Origin of the sequence: Streptomyces sp. NPDC052042, assembly GCF_044548345.1 — a bacterium.
Taxonomy (GTDB): domain Bacteria; phylum Actinomycetota; class Actinomycetes; order Streptomycetales; family Streptomycetaceae; genus Streptomyces.
This window is the reverse complement of record NZ_JBIUBU010000031.1, coordinates 2438-19781: the sequence shown is the minus strand read 5'-3', so window position 1 is coordinate 19781 and position 17344 is coordinate 2438. Positions and strand designations below refer to the sequence as shown.

Annotated in this window: 16 protein-coding genes and 3 pseudogenes; 4 read left to right on the top strand and 15 right to left on the bottom strand. The window is 68.1% G+C overall.

Annotation, left to right across the window (positions count from 1 at the left end; translation table 11 throughout):
- Positions 1-262: 262 nt before the first annotated feature.
- Positions 263-1569: pseudogene (locus tag ACIHCL_RS32225) on the top strand (MFS transporter).
- A gap of 1 nt (position 1570) precedes the next feature.
- Here ACIHCL_RS32225 and ACIHCL_RS32220 read toward each other — a convergent pair.
- Positions 1571-1661: pseudogene (locus ACIHCL_RS32220) on the bottom strand (IS5/IS1182 family transposase); the annotation flags it as partial.
- 550 nt (positions 1662-2211) lie between these two features.
- Between ACIHCL_RS32220 and ACIHCL_RS32215 the strand changes: the two are divergent.
- Entirely contained in the window at positions 2212-2484 is a 273-nt protein-coding gene (locus ACIHCL_RS32215) for a hypothetical protein (protein ID WP_399867578.1), read from the top strand.
- A gap of 139 nt (positions 2485-2623) precedes the next feature.
- Here ACIHCL_RS32215 and ACIHCL_RS32210 read toward each other — a convergent pair whose 3' ends face one another.
- Positions 2624-3901 (bottom strand): hypothetical protein, encoded by a 1278-nt coding sequence (locus tag ACIHCL_RS32210; RefSeq protein ID WP_399867576.1) that lies wholly within the window; start codon positions 3899-3901, stop codon positions 2624-2626.
- A 1266-nt stretch (positions 3902-5167) separates the two neighbouring features.
- Complete coding sequence (locus ACIHCL_RS32205) at positions 5168-5737, bottom strand: transposase family protein (protein ID WP_399867574.1); 570 nt, start codon at positions 5735-5737, stop codon at positions 5168-5170.
- Between the two features lie 60 nt (positions 5738-5797).
- Between ACIHCL_RS32205 and ACIHCL_RS32200 the strand changes: the two genes are divergently transcribed.
- Positions 5798-6259: a GNAT family N-acetyltransferase gene (locus ACIHCL_RS32200; RefSeq protein ID WP_399867572.1), complete on the top strand. Its 462-nt coding sequence runs from the start codon at positions 5798-5800 to the stop codon at positions 6257-6259.
- Positions 6260-6772: 513 nt separating this feature from the next.
- Here the strand turns inward: ACIHCL_RS32200 and ACIHCL_RS32195 are convergent.
- From ACIHCL_RS32195 to ACIHCL_RS32155, 9 genes and pseudogenes are all read right to left on the bottom strand, one after another.
- Positions 6773-6860, bottom strand: a pseudogene (locus tag ACIHCL_RS32195) (kinase); the annotation flags it as partial.
- Between the two features lie 114 nt (positions 6861-6974).
- On the bottom strand, positions 6975-7331 hold the full coding sequence (locus ACIHCL_RS32190) for a DoxX family protein (protein WP_399867571.1): 357 nt from the start codon (positions 7329-7331) through the stop codon (positions 6975-6977).
- A complete protein-coding gene (locus ACIHCL_RS32185; protein ID WP_399867569.1) occupies positions 7328-7960 on the bottom strand; it encodes a TetR/AcrR family transcriptional regulator in 633 nt (210 codons plus the stop codon). Before ACIHCL_RS32185 ends, ACIHCL_RS32190 begins: the two co-directional genes overlap by 4 nt.
- 72 nt (positions 7961-8032) lie before the next feature.
- A complete protein-coding gene (locus ACIHCL_RS32180) occupies positions 8033-8395 on the bottom strand; it encodes a hypothetical protein (protein WP_399867567.1) in 363 nt (120 codons plus the stop codon).
- Positions 8392-8685 carry a transposase gene (locus tag ACIHCL_RS32175; RefSeq protein WP_399867565.1) on the bottom strand — a complete coding sequence of 98 codons (294 nt, stop codon included), beginning with the start codon at positions 8683-8685 and terminating at the stop codon, positions 8392-8394. Before ACIHCL_RS32175 ends, ACIHCL_RS32180 begins: the two co-directional genes overlap by 4 nt.
- A 308-nt stretch (positions 8686-8993) precedes the next feature.
- Positions 8994-9137 (bottom strand): hypothetical protein, encoded by a 144-nt coding sequence (locus ACIHCL_RS32170; RefSeq protein WP_399867563.1) that lies wholly within the window; start codon positions 9135-9137, stop codon positions 8994-8996.
- Positions 9138-9327: 190 nt separating this feature from the next.
- Positions 9328-10821: a glycosyltransferase gene (locus ACIHCL_RS32165; protein ID WP_399867561.1), complete on the bottom strand. Its 1494-nt coding sequence runs from the start codon at positions 10819-10821 to the stop codon at positions 9328-9330.
- 98 nt (positions 10822-10919) lie between these two features.
- Entirely contained in the window at positions 10920-11639 is a 720-nt protein-coding gene (locus ACIHCL_RS32160) for a SpoIIE family protein phosphatase (RefSeq protein WP_399867559.1), read from the bottom strand.
- 1 nt (position 11640) lies between these two features.
- Complete coding sequence (locus ACIHCL_RS32155) at positions 11641-12381, bottom strand: hypothetical protein (protein WP_399867655.1); 741 nt, start codon at positions 12379-12381, stop codon at positions 11641-11643.
- 501 nt (positions 12382-12882) lie between these two features.
- Here ACIHCL_RS32155 and ACIHCL_RS32150 point away from each other — a divergent pair.
- Positions 12883-13824 (top strand): phosphotransferase family protein, encoded by a 942-nt coding sequence (locus ACIHCL_RS32150; protein WP_399867557.1) that lies wholly within the window; start codon positions 12883-12885, stop codon positions 13822-13824.
- A gap of 121 nt (positions 13825-13945) precedes the next feature.
- Here ACIHCL_RS32150 and ACIHCL_RS32145 read toward each other — a convergent pair whose 3' ends face one another.
- From ACIHCL_RS32145 to ACIHCL_RS32135, 3 genes are read right to left on the bottom strand one after another with little or no spacing between them, the layout of a single operon-like run.
- On the bottom strand, positions 13946-14908 hold the full coding sequence (locus ACIHCL_RS32145; protein ID WP_399867555.1) for an NAD-dependent epimerase/dehydratase family protein: 963 nt from the start codon (positions 14906-14908) through the stop codon (positions 13946-13948).
- A gap of 48 nt (positions 14909-14956) precedes the next feature.
- Positions 14957-16204 carry a diaminobutyrate--2-oxoglutarate transaminase gene (gene ectB / locus ACIHCL_RS32140; RefSeq protein WP_399867553.1) on the bottom strand — a complete coding sequence of 416 codons (1248 nt, stop codon included), beginning with the start codon at positions 16202-16204 and terminating at the stop codon, positions 14957-14959.
- Positions 16201-17037 carry an ornithine carbamoyltransferase gene (locus ACIHCL_RS32135; RefSeq protein WP_399867551.1) on the bottom strand — a complete coding sequence of 279 codons (837 nt, stop codon included), beginning with the start codon at positions 17035-17037 and terminating at the stop codon, positions 16201-16203. The genes ectB and ACIHCL_RS32135 overlap by 4 nt, the downstream gene beginning before the upstream one ends.
- Positions 17038-17344: the final 307 nt, after the last annotated feature.

Sequence of the window (17344 nt, the reverse complement as noted above, 5' to 3'; positions counted from 1 at the left end):
AAGGAGCTGCATCGCGGAAGCGGCAAGGCCGCAATGAGACCCTGCAGCGGAGTCACGTGCCGGCGGCGTCTGCGGGACTGGACCGAAGCCGGTGAACCTGGTGGCCTGTGTCCTGGGATGGGCCTGCCCAGGTCCCCCGGCGGTTCGCCGGGATTCTTGAGCAGCTGGCCCAGCAGCTTCGAGCCGACACCGAGTTCGTCCCGTCTCTCGGCGGGCCGCCCGATGAGCGCCGCATTGCGGGAGGCCCTGGACAAGGGGCCCCATGAGCCGTTTCCAGTGGAGCGCGATCGCGGTCTGTGTGCTCCTCAACACGCTCGACGGATTCGACGTACTGGTCATGTCCTTCACCGGCAAGACCGTTTCCGGCGAGTGGCACCTCACCCCCGGCATCCTCGGGAGCCTCCTCAGCAGCGGCCTGGCCGGAATGGCTCTGGGCGCGCTCCTCGTCGCCCCCAGGGCGGACCGGGTCGGCCGCCGGCCTGTCATCCTGGCCGGGCTGGCCGTGGCCGCCCTCGGCATGCTGTTCTCGTCGGCCAGCCAGAACTGGCAGCAGCTGGGGGCGCTTCGGCTCGTGACGGGCGTGGGCATCGGCGCGGTCCTGGCCTGCAGCAACGTGATCGCTGGTGAGTTCGCCTCACAGCGCTGGCGCGGACTCGCGGTCAGCTCAACTCGACGGGATATGCCGTCGGCGCCACGGTGGGCGGCCTCTCGTCCGTGGTCCTCATCGACCACTACGGCTGGCGATCGGTCTTCCTCACCGGCGGTCTGGCCACGCTCGGAATCCTCCCGCTCGTCTACTGGTGCCTGCCCGAATCCATCGACTTCCTCGTCACCAGGAGGCCGGCGAACGCCTTGCAGAGGGTCAACTCCCTTGCCCGGAAGATGGGGCACGCCGAGCTCGACGCTCTTCCGGCCATCTCTGCGGGCGAAGACTCGCAGACCGGTTTCCGTGTCCTGCTCGTCCGCGGACTGCGAGGGCCGACCCTCGTGATGTGCGGTGCGTTCTTCCTGGTGATGGCCGCCTTCTACTTCGTCACCAGCTGGACCCCGACGCTTCTGGTGGAAGCCGGCATGTCCTCGAGCCAAGGACTGACCGGCGGCACGCTGCTCAACCTGGGAGGAATCTTCGGAACGGCTCTCCTGGGTGTGCTGGCGGCACGGTACGCGCTGCTCAGCGTGCTGCGGAGTTACCTCTTCGCGTCCGGAGTCCTGGTCGTCCCCTTCGCTGCCTCCACCAGCCTGCTGGCCCTCGCCTTCTGCCTGGGCGCGGTCATCGGCGTCGCCGTCAACGGATGCATCGCGGGGCTCTACGCCCTCACACCGGGCGTGTACTCGACGAAACTGCGTGCGACCGGTATCGGCGCGGCCATCAGCGTCGGGCGGGTCGGAGCCATCCTCGCACCAACAGTCGCAGGGTGGTTGCTGGACGCTGGTTGGGCGCCGCGGTCCTTGTACGTCGCCACCGGCGCGGTCTTCGCCGCGGCGGGCCTGCTCCTGTTCGCCATGCGAGCAACGCGGCCCACGCCCGAAGGAACCAGCACTGCGGAACCCGCGCCGTCCGGGGCGTAGCCCAACTCCCACGCTTTGCAGTCGTTGTGGTTGCCGGGCAGCGGCCGGCCGACGGCGACGACGAGCCGGGTGTCCGCCTCGATGACGACCTGACGACAGCCGCCTGGCCGTGCCCGTCATGGCGGCGATCCGGTCGATGCGCAGCATCAGGCCGTCGGGACAGCTTCCATCCGGGTGGTCGCCTTCAACTCCATCCGCCGCTTCACCAGCTCCTCGCCGGCGACCGACTCCCAGTACGGGTGCATGCCGACGGCCTCCGACAGGGCCAGGCACTCCTGGCGGAGCCGGGCGAAGGCCGCCTTCTGCTCATCCGCCCAGCCGGGCGACGGCGGCCGGCCACCGGTGACCTCACCGGTGTGCCAGGGCAGGGTGCGCCCGAGCGCGGCGATTCTCTGGGGAGAAGGATGTGGCCACGGCTTCGAAGTTTGCGTCGATACAGCTCAGCGGCTTGAGACTGAATCCTAGTCATTGCAACAGGTGTGGTGCCATCGCTGGTTCGGATGATGCGTGAGCTGCCGCTGACAAGGAGACTCGTGAAGCGCGAGCGTTGTTGTTCGAGATGATGGGGCGGCGTCTCTTTGCTATTTCAATCAGACCGGCTGGACCGCGATCTTCAACGGCACCGACACCGAGATCGGCCGCATGGTGCGTGTAGAGGGCTGGGACCAGGCGGCCGGGACGGCTCTGGTCGTCGATCCCAAACGTGGTGCACTGTGTCCGGTGACGGACTACGAGGACTTCTCGCACTTGGAGCGAGCCGACCAGGTCGTGGCCACGGTGCCTGGTGGAGGGTGGCGGGGGCACTGGAAGGTCGAGGGCCCAGGGGGAACGCCGCTGACGGAACAGGTGCTGGCCTGGCTCATCACCTCGCAGGGGCGGGCGACGGCCATCACGGTTGATGCGGGCGTTCATTAGGCAAGTGCGTTGTCGGGCAACGAGGTGTCGGCTGCTCCGCTGGTCCCCAGGCCGGGCTCAGAGTAGGGACGTGGAGGGCCCCGCACGAAACCGGCAGGTCGGGGGTTCACGTGCGGGGCCGCTCACGGGGTGTGGGCCGTCAGACTCCGATCAGGGTGTACGTACCCGTACCGTCCTGCCTGCCGCTGGAGTACTGGCGTATGAACTCCCCGTCCGCGTACCGGTCGTGGCCCATCATGGAGCCGGTGTACTTGTTCTGCACACCGATCTTCGAGCTGCCGGGTACGTCGCGGTAGATGTAGAACCGCTGGAGGTCGTCCTCCGTGCAGGGGGCCGTCATCAGGACCGCCCGTTCGGTGGCCGCGTTCTGCTCGGCGATGGTCGCGCACCCGCTGTTGCCCCAGTTCCACAGGGACGCCTCAAGGACCCCGTTGTGCTCCGTCACGTTGCACAGGCGCCAGTTGTCCAGGTGGGCGCTGAAGATCGTCGAGGGCCGCAGGCGGACACCGTCGTTCGCCAAGAGCGGCGCGCCCCAGGACAGGGGCTTGCCGGGTACGGCGATCTTGTAGGCGTCGGCCTGGCAGTCGAGAGCGGCCCGCGCGCTACGCCCGGTGGCCTTGGGCTGTTCGGCGGACGTGCCGCTGATGAGAGCCGGGCGCTGCACGAGGCGGTCCCGCTTCTGCTTCGCCGTCGGCGCCACCGCACCCGCCGGGTGCTCGGCCTTCACGGCGGCCGAGCCGCAGTCGAGGAGGTCTTGTGCCTTGGCCATGATGCTATCTGCGGGCACCTTGTCCTCGCAGCGCACCGCGCCTTCCTCGAGGGTGGTGTAGGTGGTGAAGCTGCCGCTGCCGGGCCCCTCGATCCACTTCAACGCCCAACTGCCGTCACCCTGCTGGACACGGTTGCAGTTGAGGCTTCCGTACGTACCGGTGACCTTCTTGGTGCCCTTGTAGACGCCGTAGTAGCCGGGCTGGTTGAAGTTCCACGTGACCGAATTCGACTCGCTGCTGGTGGAGGAGTAGTCGACCTTTACGTTCAGGCCCAGGCTCGCGCCGACGGTGCCGAGGGTCTCGACGGCGAAACTGCCCTCGACTTTGCCGTCGAGGCCGACGGAGACCGTGATGGTCGTCTCGGTGCTGGTGCTGACGGTCTGGTTGCCGGTTGTGCCCTCGGTGACGTACCAGCCCTTGAAGTGGGTGATCGTCGGGGACACTTCGGTGGTCTTGATGTACGGGTGGCGTGTGCCGAGGTCGGCCGCCGTGCAGGTGTCGCCGGGCCGGGACGCCGTTGTGTTGGTGGGTGCCGCAGCAGCCGGTGAGGCGGCAAGGCTCAGGGCGGTGACCGCGCAGGCGGCCGCCGTAGCGGTCACCGCCATGAATGATCTGCCGATGTGGCTGACGGGTTCTATGAGGCGCATCGTTGTCTGTTTCCCCCTGGTCTTGTGTGTGTCCGGTCGGGGGGTGAATGTAGCTGCCACGGGAATGGTGGTGTGAGGCCGGAAGTAGCCACAAATGACCACGGAGGGGCTGATTCCGCCCCTGGAGCAGACCGTTGCCGGGCCGGTTCGGTCCCCGGTGAACCCGTACGCCACCGAACATGGGGGACCACCCTTTGAAGCGCGCCAGGCACCTGCTCACGGCAGTAGCCGCACTCGCCCTGACCGCAGCTATCCTCGCCCTGGGCGCCTCACCGGCCGCCGCACCGTCGGCGGTCGGCCGGGCGGCTCCCAAGGGCCATGGCACCACGCGTGGCCACCTCGCCGTCTTACAGGAGGCGGGCGGGGAAGCGATCGGTGCGGCTGCTGCGTTCGCCGAGCGGCCGCTCCGTCGATCGAGCTGGACACCACCTTCGTCCTGCATGCCCCCTTCATCTCGGACGACCCGCTGCTGTTCACTGTCAGAGGCTCCGCCTCCCGCACCGAGGTCGCCTGGAGCATGAGCCTGGACCTCATCCTCCAGGGCGCCGACAGTGAGGGCGGGCGCCCCGGCCTTCTTCTGCCCTACCAGCTGGGCTTCGCCCTCGATGCCCCCGGCCCGGCCGTCATCACCGCCACTCCCACGGCACCTGTCGTCCGGCCCCTGCCCGCGTACGCCGACACCAAGAAGCCCGCGCTGAGGGACGCCTTCGGGATCAAGGGCTTCACCATCCACAGTTTCTTCCTCAGCATCGGTTACGCGGGCGACGGGCTCGGCCTCGGCGGGGGCGGCCACATCGAGGTCGGCGGCGTCGACCTCCAACTCGCCGTCCACGGAGCCGTCGAACCGCCCGACGTCGATGCCTTCGTGTTCAGCCTCGACACCACCCACACCGGGCACGACGTCTCCCTCCACGACCTTCTCGGCCTCATCTTCCACGACATCCCCGACGCCCTTGACTTCCTCAAGGACATCGCCATCAAGGAACTCGCCCTCTACGCCGTCGCCCTCCCAGGCGGCTGGACCGACCCCGTCACCCAAGGGGTCTGGTCGCAAGGCATCACTACTGACGGCGACATCAACTTCTTCGACAACATATGGCGCTTCCACGCCAGCGTCGGCGAGGAAGGCATCACCGCCAAGAGCGACATCGCCCAACCCCTCAGGTTCGCGAAAATCCTCACCGTCTCGGACGCCTCCGGGAAGAAAGGCCCCCATTTCGAAGTCAATCTCCAGAAGACGGGGAACAGCTTCCCCGAGAAGATCCTTCACCTCTCTGGAAGCATCAGCTTCCTCGATGTCGTAAAAACCAAAGCCGAGATCGATGTCAACCACAACGGATTCTCATTCGCGGTCGACGTCGACATCACCATCGCCAAGGTCTCCTTCGACTGCGTCCTCGACATCAAGCACCAGAAACTCACCGCCAGGGCCAATGCCGCACTCGGCTTCCACGTCGACGCACCCGATGGATGGGACATTCGAGCGGCCAGCAGCCGCCGGACTTCGCGGATCGCCCCGGACACGGTGGAACGGTCCACCCCGTACAGCTGTGCCAGCGCCACGTGCGGCAGCCCCAGCCGCAGGTGCACCAGCGTGATCAGCAGCCGGTCGATGAACACCAGGCGCTGCTTGGGCCCAGCTCCGGCCGCCCGCCGCCGGTCCCCGCCGCGTCGTTCACGCAGCGCCGACTCCCGGGCCGCTTCCCACTTCGGGGCGAGCTCTTCGAGCAACCCGCCGAAGTGTGCGCGGGAGACCCCGGACAGGGCAGGATGGGAACAGGCCGCACGGGCCCAGGCAGGCGCCACAACCCGCCCAACCCGTTCGGCCGTTGCCATGTCACGGCCCGATCGACACCCACTTTCCCTTCCTGCAGGGCGCCTGCCATGATCCCTGCCATGCGCACACAGATCACGCCGGCCGAGATGACGGATATCCACCAGGTCCTTGCTGATCACCACCGGTACTGGGGAGATCGCGACCTTCGGCCCCTGCATCTTCTCGCGCTGGTGCACGAGTTCGGTGAAACATGCCTGGTCGCCCGAGCCGAGGACGGAATCCGCGGATACGTCATCGGGTTCGTCACCCCGACCGGCACCGGGTACGTCCACCTGATCGCCACACGGGACGATGCCCGCGGCACCGGTCTCGGACACCGCCTGTACGCGGCATTCGCCGACGCCGCGCACCACCAAGGCGCGCTCCGATTGAAGGCGATCACCTCGGTCGGCAACACCAACTCGATCGCATTCCATCGCCGCCTCGGCTTCGACGCAAAGGTTGTCGATGACTACAACGGCCCGGATCAAGCCAGGGTCGTCTTCCACCGTGGTCTGCCGTTCGACGCAGCTCAGCCCTGAACAGCCAGCTGTCCCATCACCAGCAACCGCTCCCCAAGTCGTTACGGTGCCACCGCCGCCCTCGGCCGCGAAACCTGGCGCGGGCACCTCTCCCCCGCCCCCACCCCGGACAGCGCCTTCGCTCTGTCCGAGCTGATGATCCGCCCGAAGTGGCGTGGAACCGGCCTCGCCCAACAACTCCACGACACCCCCCTCGCCCCCGGCCTGAGCAGCTGACCGCCCTCCTCGTCGACACCCCGCCCCCGGCCAGGCCCTCTACGAAACGTGGGGCTACCGCAAGATCGGCGAACGCCAGCCCTTCCCCGACATCCCGCTCTACGCCGTCATGCTCCGCGGCCTTCCCAGCGCGTAGAGCGACCCACAGTCACTGTTCACGGTGCCGGAGCCAGCCACCGCGTGAGTTGCAGGACGGAAGGGCGGGACGTCAGTGCCGACGTCCCGCCCTTCGGCAGGGGCGCGGTCGATGGGCCGCCGTGGTGCTGACACCGATCAGCGCAGCCGATGGGCAGGCTAATCCGCGGAGGCCTGCCGCGATGGACGACTTGCCCGAGGCACTGTTGCCGCGCAGGACAGCCAGCCGGGTCTCTTCGGTGCCCATCATCACGCCAGTCACGCTACCGGCGGCCGGTGACACCGCCGAGGGCAGTTCCTGAGGACCGCTGGAGTCAGCGTCCGAACGAGTGGCTCTTCCTCCCGTGTACGTGGGCGGGGCTTTCTAGAAGCGCCCCACAGCCACCAGGACGGCGATGGTCAGGAAGAAGACGTTGGACAGGGACCGCACGTACTCGTGCCGCCGTATGTGGGTGGCGAAGCCGCCGACCATCACGAGCGCCAGGCCGACGGCGGCCAAGGGCGACAGGACCGGAGCGATGCCCAGAGCCCACGGCAGGGTCACACCGATCGCCCCGATGACCTCCGCCGCGCCGATCGCGTGGACCGTGCCCTGTGGCAGGTCGTCCACCCACGGCATCGACGCGCGTAGGTTGTTCTTGGGTACCACCAGTTTCCACAACCCCGTTGCGCCGAACGCCACGGCCAGGAAGATCTGCCCGGCCCACAGCCACGCGTTCATCGTTCTCCCACCTCTCGTTCCTGCCATTCCTCGCTGGCCGTCCAGGCGGCGGCCACGTCGTCGGCCAACCGGTCGGCCGTCGCCTCATCGGCGGTCTCGCGCAGCAGGTGCAGCCACACGAACACGGGTCCGGTCAGTTGCGCGTACGCCCAGCCCACGTCCGGCATTCGACTCAGCTCACCCCGGGAAACGGCCCGTTCGGCGACGGCACGCACGGCGTCCCGCTCGGGGATCAGGCACGCCTCCTCGAAGAGCCGCTGGAGCGCGGGGTCGCGCACCAACTCGGTGAGCAGTTCAGGCAGCGCTGGGTGTACGCGCGGATGGGTCATGCGCGCGATGGTGTCCCGGGTCATGACGCGCAGGTCGCCGCGGAGGGTGCCGGTGTCCGCCGGTGCGCGGGGGGACAGGTCGCCGATCAGGTGCTGGAGGACCAAGGCCGCCTTGGACGGCCAGCGCCGGTACAGCGCGGCTTTCCCCACCTTGGCGCGGGCCGCTACAGCATCCATGCGCAGCCGGGCGTAGCCCACCTCCTCCAGGAGGTGCAGCGTCGCCTCGCGCACGGCGTGATCGATGCACTTGGACCGGGGCCTGCCCGAACGCGGCCCGCCGCTTTCACTTACGGAACTCACAGTCTCAAAATACCACGTAACGAGACCGGCAGTTCCACAATTCGCTCCTTGCGTGGCCTACCCCTGGACGCCTCACCAGGAGACGCTGCCACCCAACTCGGACTTGGCGTTCTTCCCACGGCCCTTGCGCTTGCCGAAGGCACTCCACCAGCCGTTGCCCCGGCAGATCCGCCAGGCGGTCCGCTCAGCCATCGCCTCACCGGCGGCCCGGGCCTCGTCGAGAAGGAAGCGGTGACCGAACTCTGGATCGCCGCGATGCGCGTCGAACAGGGCGTTGGCCCGGCATGCCTCGGACAGCTCGGTATCTGTGACCGGCCGGTCCAGCCACCGGTAGTAGGGCTGGCGGGCCAGCCCGAGCACCCGGCACGTCACCGCCACCGGCACCCGGCGAGGAACAGCGGCGGCGGCCGGCTCGCGGACGAGCGGGTACATCATTTTGCCGGCAGGTTCGCCTGCGACAGATACGCTCCAGCCCTTCGCAGAACCTCGTTCTCCTGCTCCAGCAGCCGGATGCGCTCGCGGGCCTCGCGCAGCTCGGCCGACTCACCCGACGTCGTCGCGGGCCTGACGCCCTCGTCCGTGTCGGCGCGGCGCAGCCACTTCGACAGCGTGATCGGGTGAACGCCGAAGTCGGCAGCGATCTGTACCAGCGTGACGCCGGACTCACGGTTGCGCGCGACCCGCACGACGTCCTCGCGGAACTCCTTCGGATACGGCTTGGGCACTGCAACATCCTTCCAGGCCACTTCTCAGCAAGCCAGGACAGGTGTCACCCAACCCTGCAGCAGTCCCGATGACCGTTCATCCGTTCTCGCTCGATTTCGATCCCGGTCAGAATCAGGGTCGACCTGTTCGCTCGTTCTCGTAAGAAGGTGTGAAGGGCTTCAGGAGGCCGCCCTCACCAAGACGCCTGAGAGCCCGCGGCCACGTAGGGACAGGCGGCGATGGAGACGGAGAGGCAGAAGAGGCGCGGCTGCTTGATGGACCGCCACAAGGTGAAGTTCTGTCAGAACAGCAGGGGTTCCGGTTCCGGTCAGCCCCAGCCGGCGTCGGAGACGGAGACGCCGCCCACGCCAGAGACAACCAAGGTGTCCGCGCTTGCGTTGCCACCGCAGAACAAGCCGATCGCCGCAACCAGCACCCAGACGACGAGAACCAGCTCGCGCAAAATCTTCATGACACTGCCTCCACCTGCGCGTTGGCTTCTGTTCACCTACCCACCACAGAAGCTCCCTTGCGTCGATGGGGGTGGGATGAATCACCATGCCGGAGCTTGCAGGCACATGAACGGGCAGCAGTCCCCCTCCCGCAGGGCAGGGGCGTGCAGCCCATGGAGGTGACGGGCTCCGCCACCCGCGTGGCGGAACTCAGCCCTTCAGCTCAAGTGAGAATGCGTAGCCTTGAGCCACCAGCTCCCTCACGAGGCTTTCCGGCAATGGGTGCTTCTTCATGGAGGGGGTCATCATGACGTCGCACGGCGTGGAGGTCCGATCGTCGGCCTTGTAACTCCGGTTTCCGCGATGCGGGTCGGCGATGTTCACGACATCGTCGGAGCAGCTGACCCACGGCGCCAGAACGTAGCCGGACCGCTCATCGAAGCGGAGTGGCTTCTCCATGCCATAGGCCTCGAAGAAGACCCGCGCGATCGGGTCCCCGTAATCGGCGTAGATCTTGCGCTTGCCGCCGAACTCCACCCTGAGTTCATCGATGCGCTGCTGGATCGGCGACTTCTCCAACGGCACAGGGGCGCGATCGGGTCGGCTGAGCATGTCCGTGGTGCGCACGATCACGGCGGCTTCCGAGAAGGCTGACCGTCCCCGGTCGAGGGCGGCTTCCTCCACCACGGCCGAGGACCTGCCCACCGCGGCCAGGATGGCGCCGGCCAGCGTGCCGGGGTCCACGACCGGGCCCAGAGGGGACGCGTGGACGGGCACCAGTGTCAGCTGCTCCGGGAACCACTCCTGGAACCCCTGGTGCCCGCCCCAGGCCGTCGTCACCACCTGGTGGCCGTTGACCAGGGACGCCAGCACGGACGAGCCGAAGTTCTCGTCGGAGTGCAGCGTCGGCGACACCAGGACATGGGGTTCCTGGTGCACGTCGTAGAAGAGCCAGTCCCTCGGCTTGGCTCCGTGCCAGGTCACCACGTCTGCCAGGCCCAACGTCTCGGCGAGCCCCCGCAGGTAGGCGCCGTACTCGGGAGAGGTGAGCCCCATGTTGGGGCTGCCGAGGTTGTCCTCACCGCCATACACGTCCAGCGTCACCGGCGGCGCCGGGGCATCGGAGGTGCGCATGATCCACAGGGCGAACAACAGGTTGTGCAGGTTCTTCTGCTCCGAGACGCGTCCGACGTAGGCCAAGCGCGTGATCTCGTCCTTCGTACGCCGTTTCCGGCTGTTTATCTTGAACAGGTCAACCAGGGGGAACGGGATCCGCTCGATCCGGGCGTTCGGGAAACAGGCACGGACCGTCGCCGCTTCCGCTTCGCACGTCACGACGAACGTGTCCCTCTCGGTGAACACCTCCGTGAGGGCACCGAAGGCCTCGAACCCTTCAGGGCCGTCCCCGTGCACGTAGAGGGTCATCGGCGCGGGCTCTTCCATCTGCGCCCGCAGACGGAGTGCGGCCTGGACGGTTCCGGGCGTCACCGTGGTCAGGACGATGCGCTCCACCTGCGAGGCACGGGTGTGGAGGCGCTGTTCCATCTCGGGTGGCAGCGGCACGCACACCGTACTGACGGTCTTCCGCTCGGACCGGCCGATGCGGTCCCAGACGCGCTCGATGGCCGGGATGATCTCCTGCAGGCTCAACCACCACTCTTTCTCCCTGGTGGTCAGCACCACGATGCCCTCGCTGCTCGACACGTACCCTCCCTAGAGGTTTTCCCGTGACCACTGGTCACGGGTGAGATGACCCCATCGCGTCCGGTGTGATCACGGAGCCGGGGCCGGGGCCGCCCGCGTCAGGCGCGGCGGATCACGATGGCGGTGGCGTCGTCCCTGACGCCGTCAGTCCCGGTCTCGGCGGCGGCAACCAGGGCCTCCGCGAGGGTCTGTGGCTCGTCCTCGTGTATGAGGGCCAGCGCCTCCATCGCGGCGTGCGGCGCCTGATCGTGGACCCCGTCCGACGTGAGCACCACCAGGGGGGACCGGGTCCAGGCCTCCGACACGGTGGCGACGACAGCGCTTCGCACCGTCGTGCGGACCCACTTGGCGGCCGGGCGCGGGATCTCGCCGGTGTACCCGCACAGAGCCATTTGCTCCGCGAGGTTGTGATCGGCCGTCAGAGGACGAAGCCGTCCCTCATCCAGGGCGTAGGCGCGGCAGTCGCCGACCCACGCGATGCGGATCTGGTCCCCCGCGGCCCTCGCCGTCGCGACCACCGCGACGGCGTCCGGCTCCGGCTCCGGCTCGTCACCCGAGCCCGGATCGACCACCAACTCGGTGCCGGTGAGAAGGCCGGCGAGGCTTCCCCGGCGGGCCGATACGCGAGCCATGACCGTGGCGAGCAGCTGCGCCACGGAGGCGACGCGGAGGCTGTGGCCGATGCCGTCGACCACGGCCGCGGCGGTGGTGCCGTCCTCCTGGACGTGGACGGCGATCGCGTCTCCGCTGGGGGCGGCCGTGCCGAGCCTCGTGGCCGTTCCGATGCGCACGTTCCTGTAGCCGGACGTCGTGGTCATCCTAGACAATCTCGACGAGTACGGCAGACTGCACGATCCCCACGCCTTCGCTGAAGACGATGGCGTGGTCACCCGAGGAGAGCTCGCCGGACGTGATCGCGTAGTGAAGGGCCGCGATCGGGTCCGCCCCGCCCAGATGACCGATCTCGCGCCCCCGCTCCTCGCTGGATCGCGCGGGCTCGAAGTCTCCGAGGTACGGGAAGTACTCCTCCTCCAGGACTTGGCGCCCCCTGAACGGCAGTACGATTCGGGCCACTCGTTCGCGTGCGACGCCGGCATCGGCCAATACCTTCTCGATGACGATGCCGATTCCGTCACCGCGCATCTTCCAGGCTTCGTCACGGGATATGTCGGACGTCTCATAAAAGGCGCGGGAGCGCTCCGAGAGCTTGACCGGAAGGCTGACGCCCTGACCGAATACACGGGGGCCGCGGTGAACCCCTTCGAGCTTCGGCTGCGTACGGCTGACGGCCGCGAGAACACGCGCGATTCCGTTATCCTTTGCCATGACCAAAGCCGCTCCGCCGTCTCCGAACGGCGTGTCCGGGTCGACCGTCCACCGGTCGATCACCTCTTTCGGCTGCCAGCTTTCAGCGGCAGTGATCAGCGCGGCCTTGTGTTCGGTTTCGCAGGTGAGATGAGCGGCGGCCCAGCGAATGCCGTTCACGACCCCGTCGCATCCGTTCATCAGCTGCGCCACGTCCCGGAAGCCGCCCGACCCTATTTCCCGCTCAAGCCACATCACGGGGTTCGACATCCGGGGGGACGGGTCCAGGACGGACGTGTGAACGAGCAGTTCGACCTCGTCGAAGCCATATCCCGCCTCCACCAGGGCCGCCTTCGCCGCGCGGGCGGCGAATGCCCCCGGAGCCTCTCCCTCCGGAGCGACCGCGACGGTCCGCTGCTTCGTTCGCTCCGCGAGTTTCGACGGATATCTGCCGTCTGCCACGGCCTCTGAAACCGGGACGACGGGCGGCAGATCCACAGCCGTCGCCGCGATATAGATATTCCCCCAACGCGCCATGATGAGCTCCGTCCACTGCACCCTCTTCGGGTTTCAATTCGCCGGTCGGCCGCATTTTCCACGGAACCGTAGCAGAGGGTTTACCAAATCGCCTATGACGTAGGCGAGTTCCCGGGACTCCCGGCCCCGCACGCCCGGCAGAGTTGGTGGTCCGGAGGACGCTTGCCGCCTGTCGGTGTCGCGTGATCACATGACGCCGTGAATACCTTTCATGAGGAGATGACTGTCCGACCGAGGACGCTGGCCTGGGTGCACCGGCATCTGACCGAAGGCGAACGGGTCGTCAAAACCGAAACGCTGCACGGCGGCATGACCGCGGAAATGCGCAGGCTGACCATCGGCACACAGGACGCGGTCACGCGTCAGCTGGTGCTGCGGAGTTTCGTCGACCCGTTCTACTTGAAGAACGCCGAAGAGTGGCTGAACAGGGAGGCTGGCGCCCTGACACTCCTCGCCGGGACCGATGCGCTCGCTCCGGATCTGGTCGCCGTCGATCCGACCGCCGCGCACTGCGAGTACCCCTCGCTCCTGATGACGCATCTGGAGGGCCGCTCGGTCCTCGACGACGCGGGAGTCGAGACGCGTGCACCCCTGCTGGCCCGTCAACTCGTCGCCATCCACTCGCTCCAGCCCGCCGAGCACCCCCAGGAGTTCAGGACGCTGACGACGGCGGAGTCGGTCGTGGTTCCGAAGGGCGGTGACGCGACCACCTGGGCCGCGGCGATCGACGTGATCCGCAAGCCCGCGCCGCCTTACGAGGGTCGCTTCCTGCACCGCGACTTCCAGCCGGGCAACGTGCTGTTCGACGTACCGCCTTCGCATCCGGAGCAAGCTCGGATCACCGGCGTCGTCGACTGGTCACAGCCCTCCTGGGGCCCGACGGACCTCGACGTCGCCCACTGCTGCACCAACCTCGCGCTGCTGCACGACCCGTCATGGGGTCTGCGATTCGTCGAGGAGTACGAGGAGGCGGGCGGGGCGCTGGCGACGGCGGCGAGCGAGCGGCTGTACTGGCTGGTGCGGGACGCGCTGTCCTGCTCCGAAGAGGTCGACCTGTGGGCGCAGGCGTACCAGGCCGCCGGAAGGACCGACCTCACGACGAGCGTCCTGGAACGACGCCTGGACACCTACGTCACGGGCCTGATGGGCACGCTGGGCTGACGTCACAGCGGCCTGCGACAGGCCCCCTGACGCACGGCTCATCGTGCCCCGGTCGCGCCGACCAGCGCGACAGGGGCACGATGGCTGCGAAGGCCCGCCCAATCCAGTCGGCCTGTCACGCTCAGGAGCCGAGCAGGACGCTGTTCTCCAGGAACCATTCGATGGTCCGCTTGATCCCGGCCTCGATGCTCACCGCCGGCTGCCAGCCGAGGGACTGTTCGGCCCTGCTGATGTCCGGCTTGCGCAGGCCAGGGTCGTCCTGGGGACGAGCGACGAACTCGATGGCCGAGGAGGAACCGACGAGCCCGCAGATCATCTCGGCCGTGGCGAGCACGGTCATCTCGCGCGTCCCCCCGATGTTCACCGGTCCCTGTTCGCCCTCCGCCCACAGGAGCTGGAGAATTCCCTCCACGGTGTCGCTCACGTAGCACAGAGAGCGGGTCTGGCTGCCGTCCCCGGCCACCGTCAGAGGCTCTCCGGCGATGGCCTGGCGAATGAAGTTGGGGATCATCCGGCCGTCGTCGGCGCGCATGTGCGGTCCGAAGGTGTTGAAGATCCGGACGATCCGGGCATCCAGGCCGCGTGCCTCTCGATGGGCCACAGTCAGCGCCTCGCTGAAGCGCTTGGCCTCGTCGTAGACGGCGCGCGGGCCCACCGGGTTCACATGGCCCCAGTAGCTCTCGGGCTGGGGGTGGACCTGCGGGTCGCCGTAGACCTCGCTGGTGGACGCGAAAAGGAAGCGGGCGCCCTTGCGGCAGGCCAGTTCCAGGGCGTTCTGGGTTCCTGTGGATCCGGCCCGCATCGTCTCCAGGGGGAGTCTCAGGTAGTCGACGGGGGAAGCGGGGGACGCGAGGTGGAGCACCGCGTCGACGGCGCCCCCGATCTCGAAGGCGGCCGACACGTCGGCCTCCAACAGCTCGAAGCCGGAGTGGCGGGCCAGCGGCTCGACGTTGCGCACGGAGCCCGTACTGAAGTCGTCGAGGCACACCACCGCGAAGCCCTCGCGGAGCAGCCGCTCGCACAGGTGCGAGCCGACGAAGCCGCCGCCGCCGGTGACCACTATGCGTCCCTCGTGCTGCGTCATGGTTCTTCTTTCCTCGCTTCCAATATGCCTGTGGTGTCGCCCACGGGTTCAGACGTGCGTGGCGAGAGCCGACTTCACGGATGCGTCGAGGATGTCCAGCGCGAGGTCGATGTCGCCGTCGGAGACGGTGAGCGGCGGCAGGAGCTTCACGACTCCACCGTCCGGACCGCAGGTCTCCAGCAGAAGACCGCGTTCGAACGCCGCCGCGCTGATCCGGTCGGCCATGGCGCCGCCGGCGGTCCTCAGGCCCAGGGCGAGGCCGCGCCCACAGGTCGACAGGCCTTCCCCGGGGTAGGAGGCCACGATCTGCTGGAGGCCTCCGCCGGCACGTTCTCCCTTGTTCCTGGTGGACGTCTCCAGCTCGTCGTCGCTCCAGTAGTGGCGCATCGACTCGGCCGCGGTCACGAACGCCAGGTTGAACCCGCGGAAGGTGCCGTTGTGCTCCGCCGGCTCCCACACGTCCAGCTCGGGCCGGATCAGCGTGAGCGCCATCGGAAGCCCGTAGCCACTGATGCTCTTCGACAGGCACACCATGTCGGGCTCGATCCCGGCGTCCTCGAAGCTGAGGAAGGAGCCGACGCGGCCGCAGCCCATCTGGATGTCGTCGACGATGAGGAGCATGCCGTGGCGTCGGCAGACGGCGGCGAGCTCCCGCAGCCACTCGACGCGGGCTACGTTGATCCCGCCTTCGCCCTGCACGGTCTCCACGATGACGGCGGCCATCCCGGTGAGTCCGCCCTCGGTAACCGCCAGCTGACCCTCGATGTCCGCGACACCGGGACGGTGATCGTCGTAGGGCAGTTCCACGCAGTCCGCGAGGGCCGTCCCGGCGGTGCGGCGGATCGCCGGATTGCCGTTCACCGACAGGGCTCCCAGGGTCATGCCGTGGAACGCGTTCCTGAAGTGGGCCACCCACTTCCGTCCGGTGGCCTTCCGCGCCAGCTTGAGCGCCGCCTCCACCGCGCTCGCTCCGGCGGGACCGGGAAAGACGACCTTGTACGCCAGTCCTCGCGGCGCGAGGATCTTCTCCTCCAGCGCCTCCAGCAGGTGCCCTCTGGCCACCGTCCACATGTCGAGAGCATGCGTGACCCCGTCGTTCTCGACGTAGTCGACGAGCGCGCGCTTGAGAACGGGATTGTTGTGGCCGTAGTTGAGCGTGCCGGCCCCGGCGAAGAAGTCCAGGTAGGGCCTGCCGTCCGCCCCGTAGAGTCGGCTTCCCACGGCCCGGCTGAACACCGCCGGCCACCGTCGGCTGTAGCTGCGCACCTCGGAGTCGAGCCGCTCGGCGATGCTCAAGACAGCACACCCGAGGTCCACAACAGCGCCGCGGCGGCGGCGGACGCCTTGTGGTAGGCCTGCCGCTGCACGAGCGAGGTCACGCTGATGCCGTCCAGGACGTCGGACGTCACCTCCTGCTCCCGGACCGCGGGCAGGTCGTGCATGAACACCGCTTCGGTCGATCCGCTGAAGCGCCGCACCAGGTCCTTGGTGACGTTGAAGCCCTCGAAGCGCGCCAGCCAGTCCTGATCGTGCCGGGCCGCGCTCATCGACTGCCACCGGGTGGTGTACACCGCGTCGACCGCGTCCGGTGTCTCGGGCACTTGATGGTGCTGGCGGACGACCTCTTCGCCCCGGATGGCGTTCAGCGACTCGATCTCCCGCGCGGAGAACCCCGAATCGTCCGGGCTGTAGACGTCGAGGCTGTGGAAGGGCAACTTGCAGACGAGCAGCGCCAGCGCCCGGGCCGTGTTGTTCACCTCGCCCAGATAGGCCAGGCGCAGCCCCGTGACGTCACCGAAGTGCTCACGCATCGCGCACAGGTCCGCGATCGCCTGAGTGGGGTGCTCCTCGAACGTCAGGGCGTCGATCGTCGCCGGTACGTGCTCCGCCAGCTGGGCCAGGTCGCGCTGCGGTCCGTTGGTGCGGGCGACGACGACGTCGAGGTAGTTGGCCAGCATCGCGCCGGTGTCGCTCCAGGTCTCACCCGTGGAGACCTGTAGGTCGGCCTGGCCGAGGTGAAGGACGTCGCAGCCCAGCGTCATCGCCGCACTCCAGAACGACGTCCGGGTCCTGGTCGATGGCGCGGTGAACACCAGGCCGACCCTCCGTCCGGGCCATGCGGCCCGCATAGGATTCCGGGTCCTGTCCGTAGCGGAACGCGATCCCGCCGATGTCCGTGACCTCTTCCGGGCTGAGATCCGCCAGGCTCAGCAGGGGCCGCCGGTTCGGAAATGCAACAGTCATTGAATCCACTTGCTCCTATCAAGGTCGTGTCCCGTAACCGATCGGGCCGGTGAGAAATCGCCGGTTACGGCTGTGGCCGTGGGGGGGGGGGGGGGGGCGGGCGGCGCGGGGGGGGGGGGGGGGCGGCCGCGCGCCCCCCCCCCCCCGCCCCCCGCCCCCCCCCCCCCACCAGCCCGGAACGCCCCCCCCCCC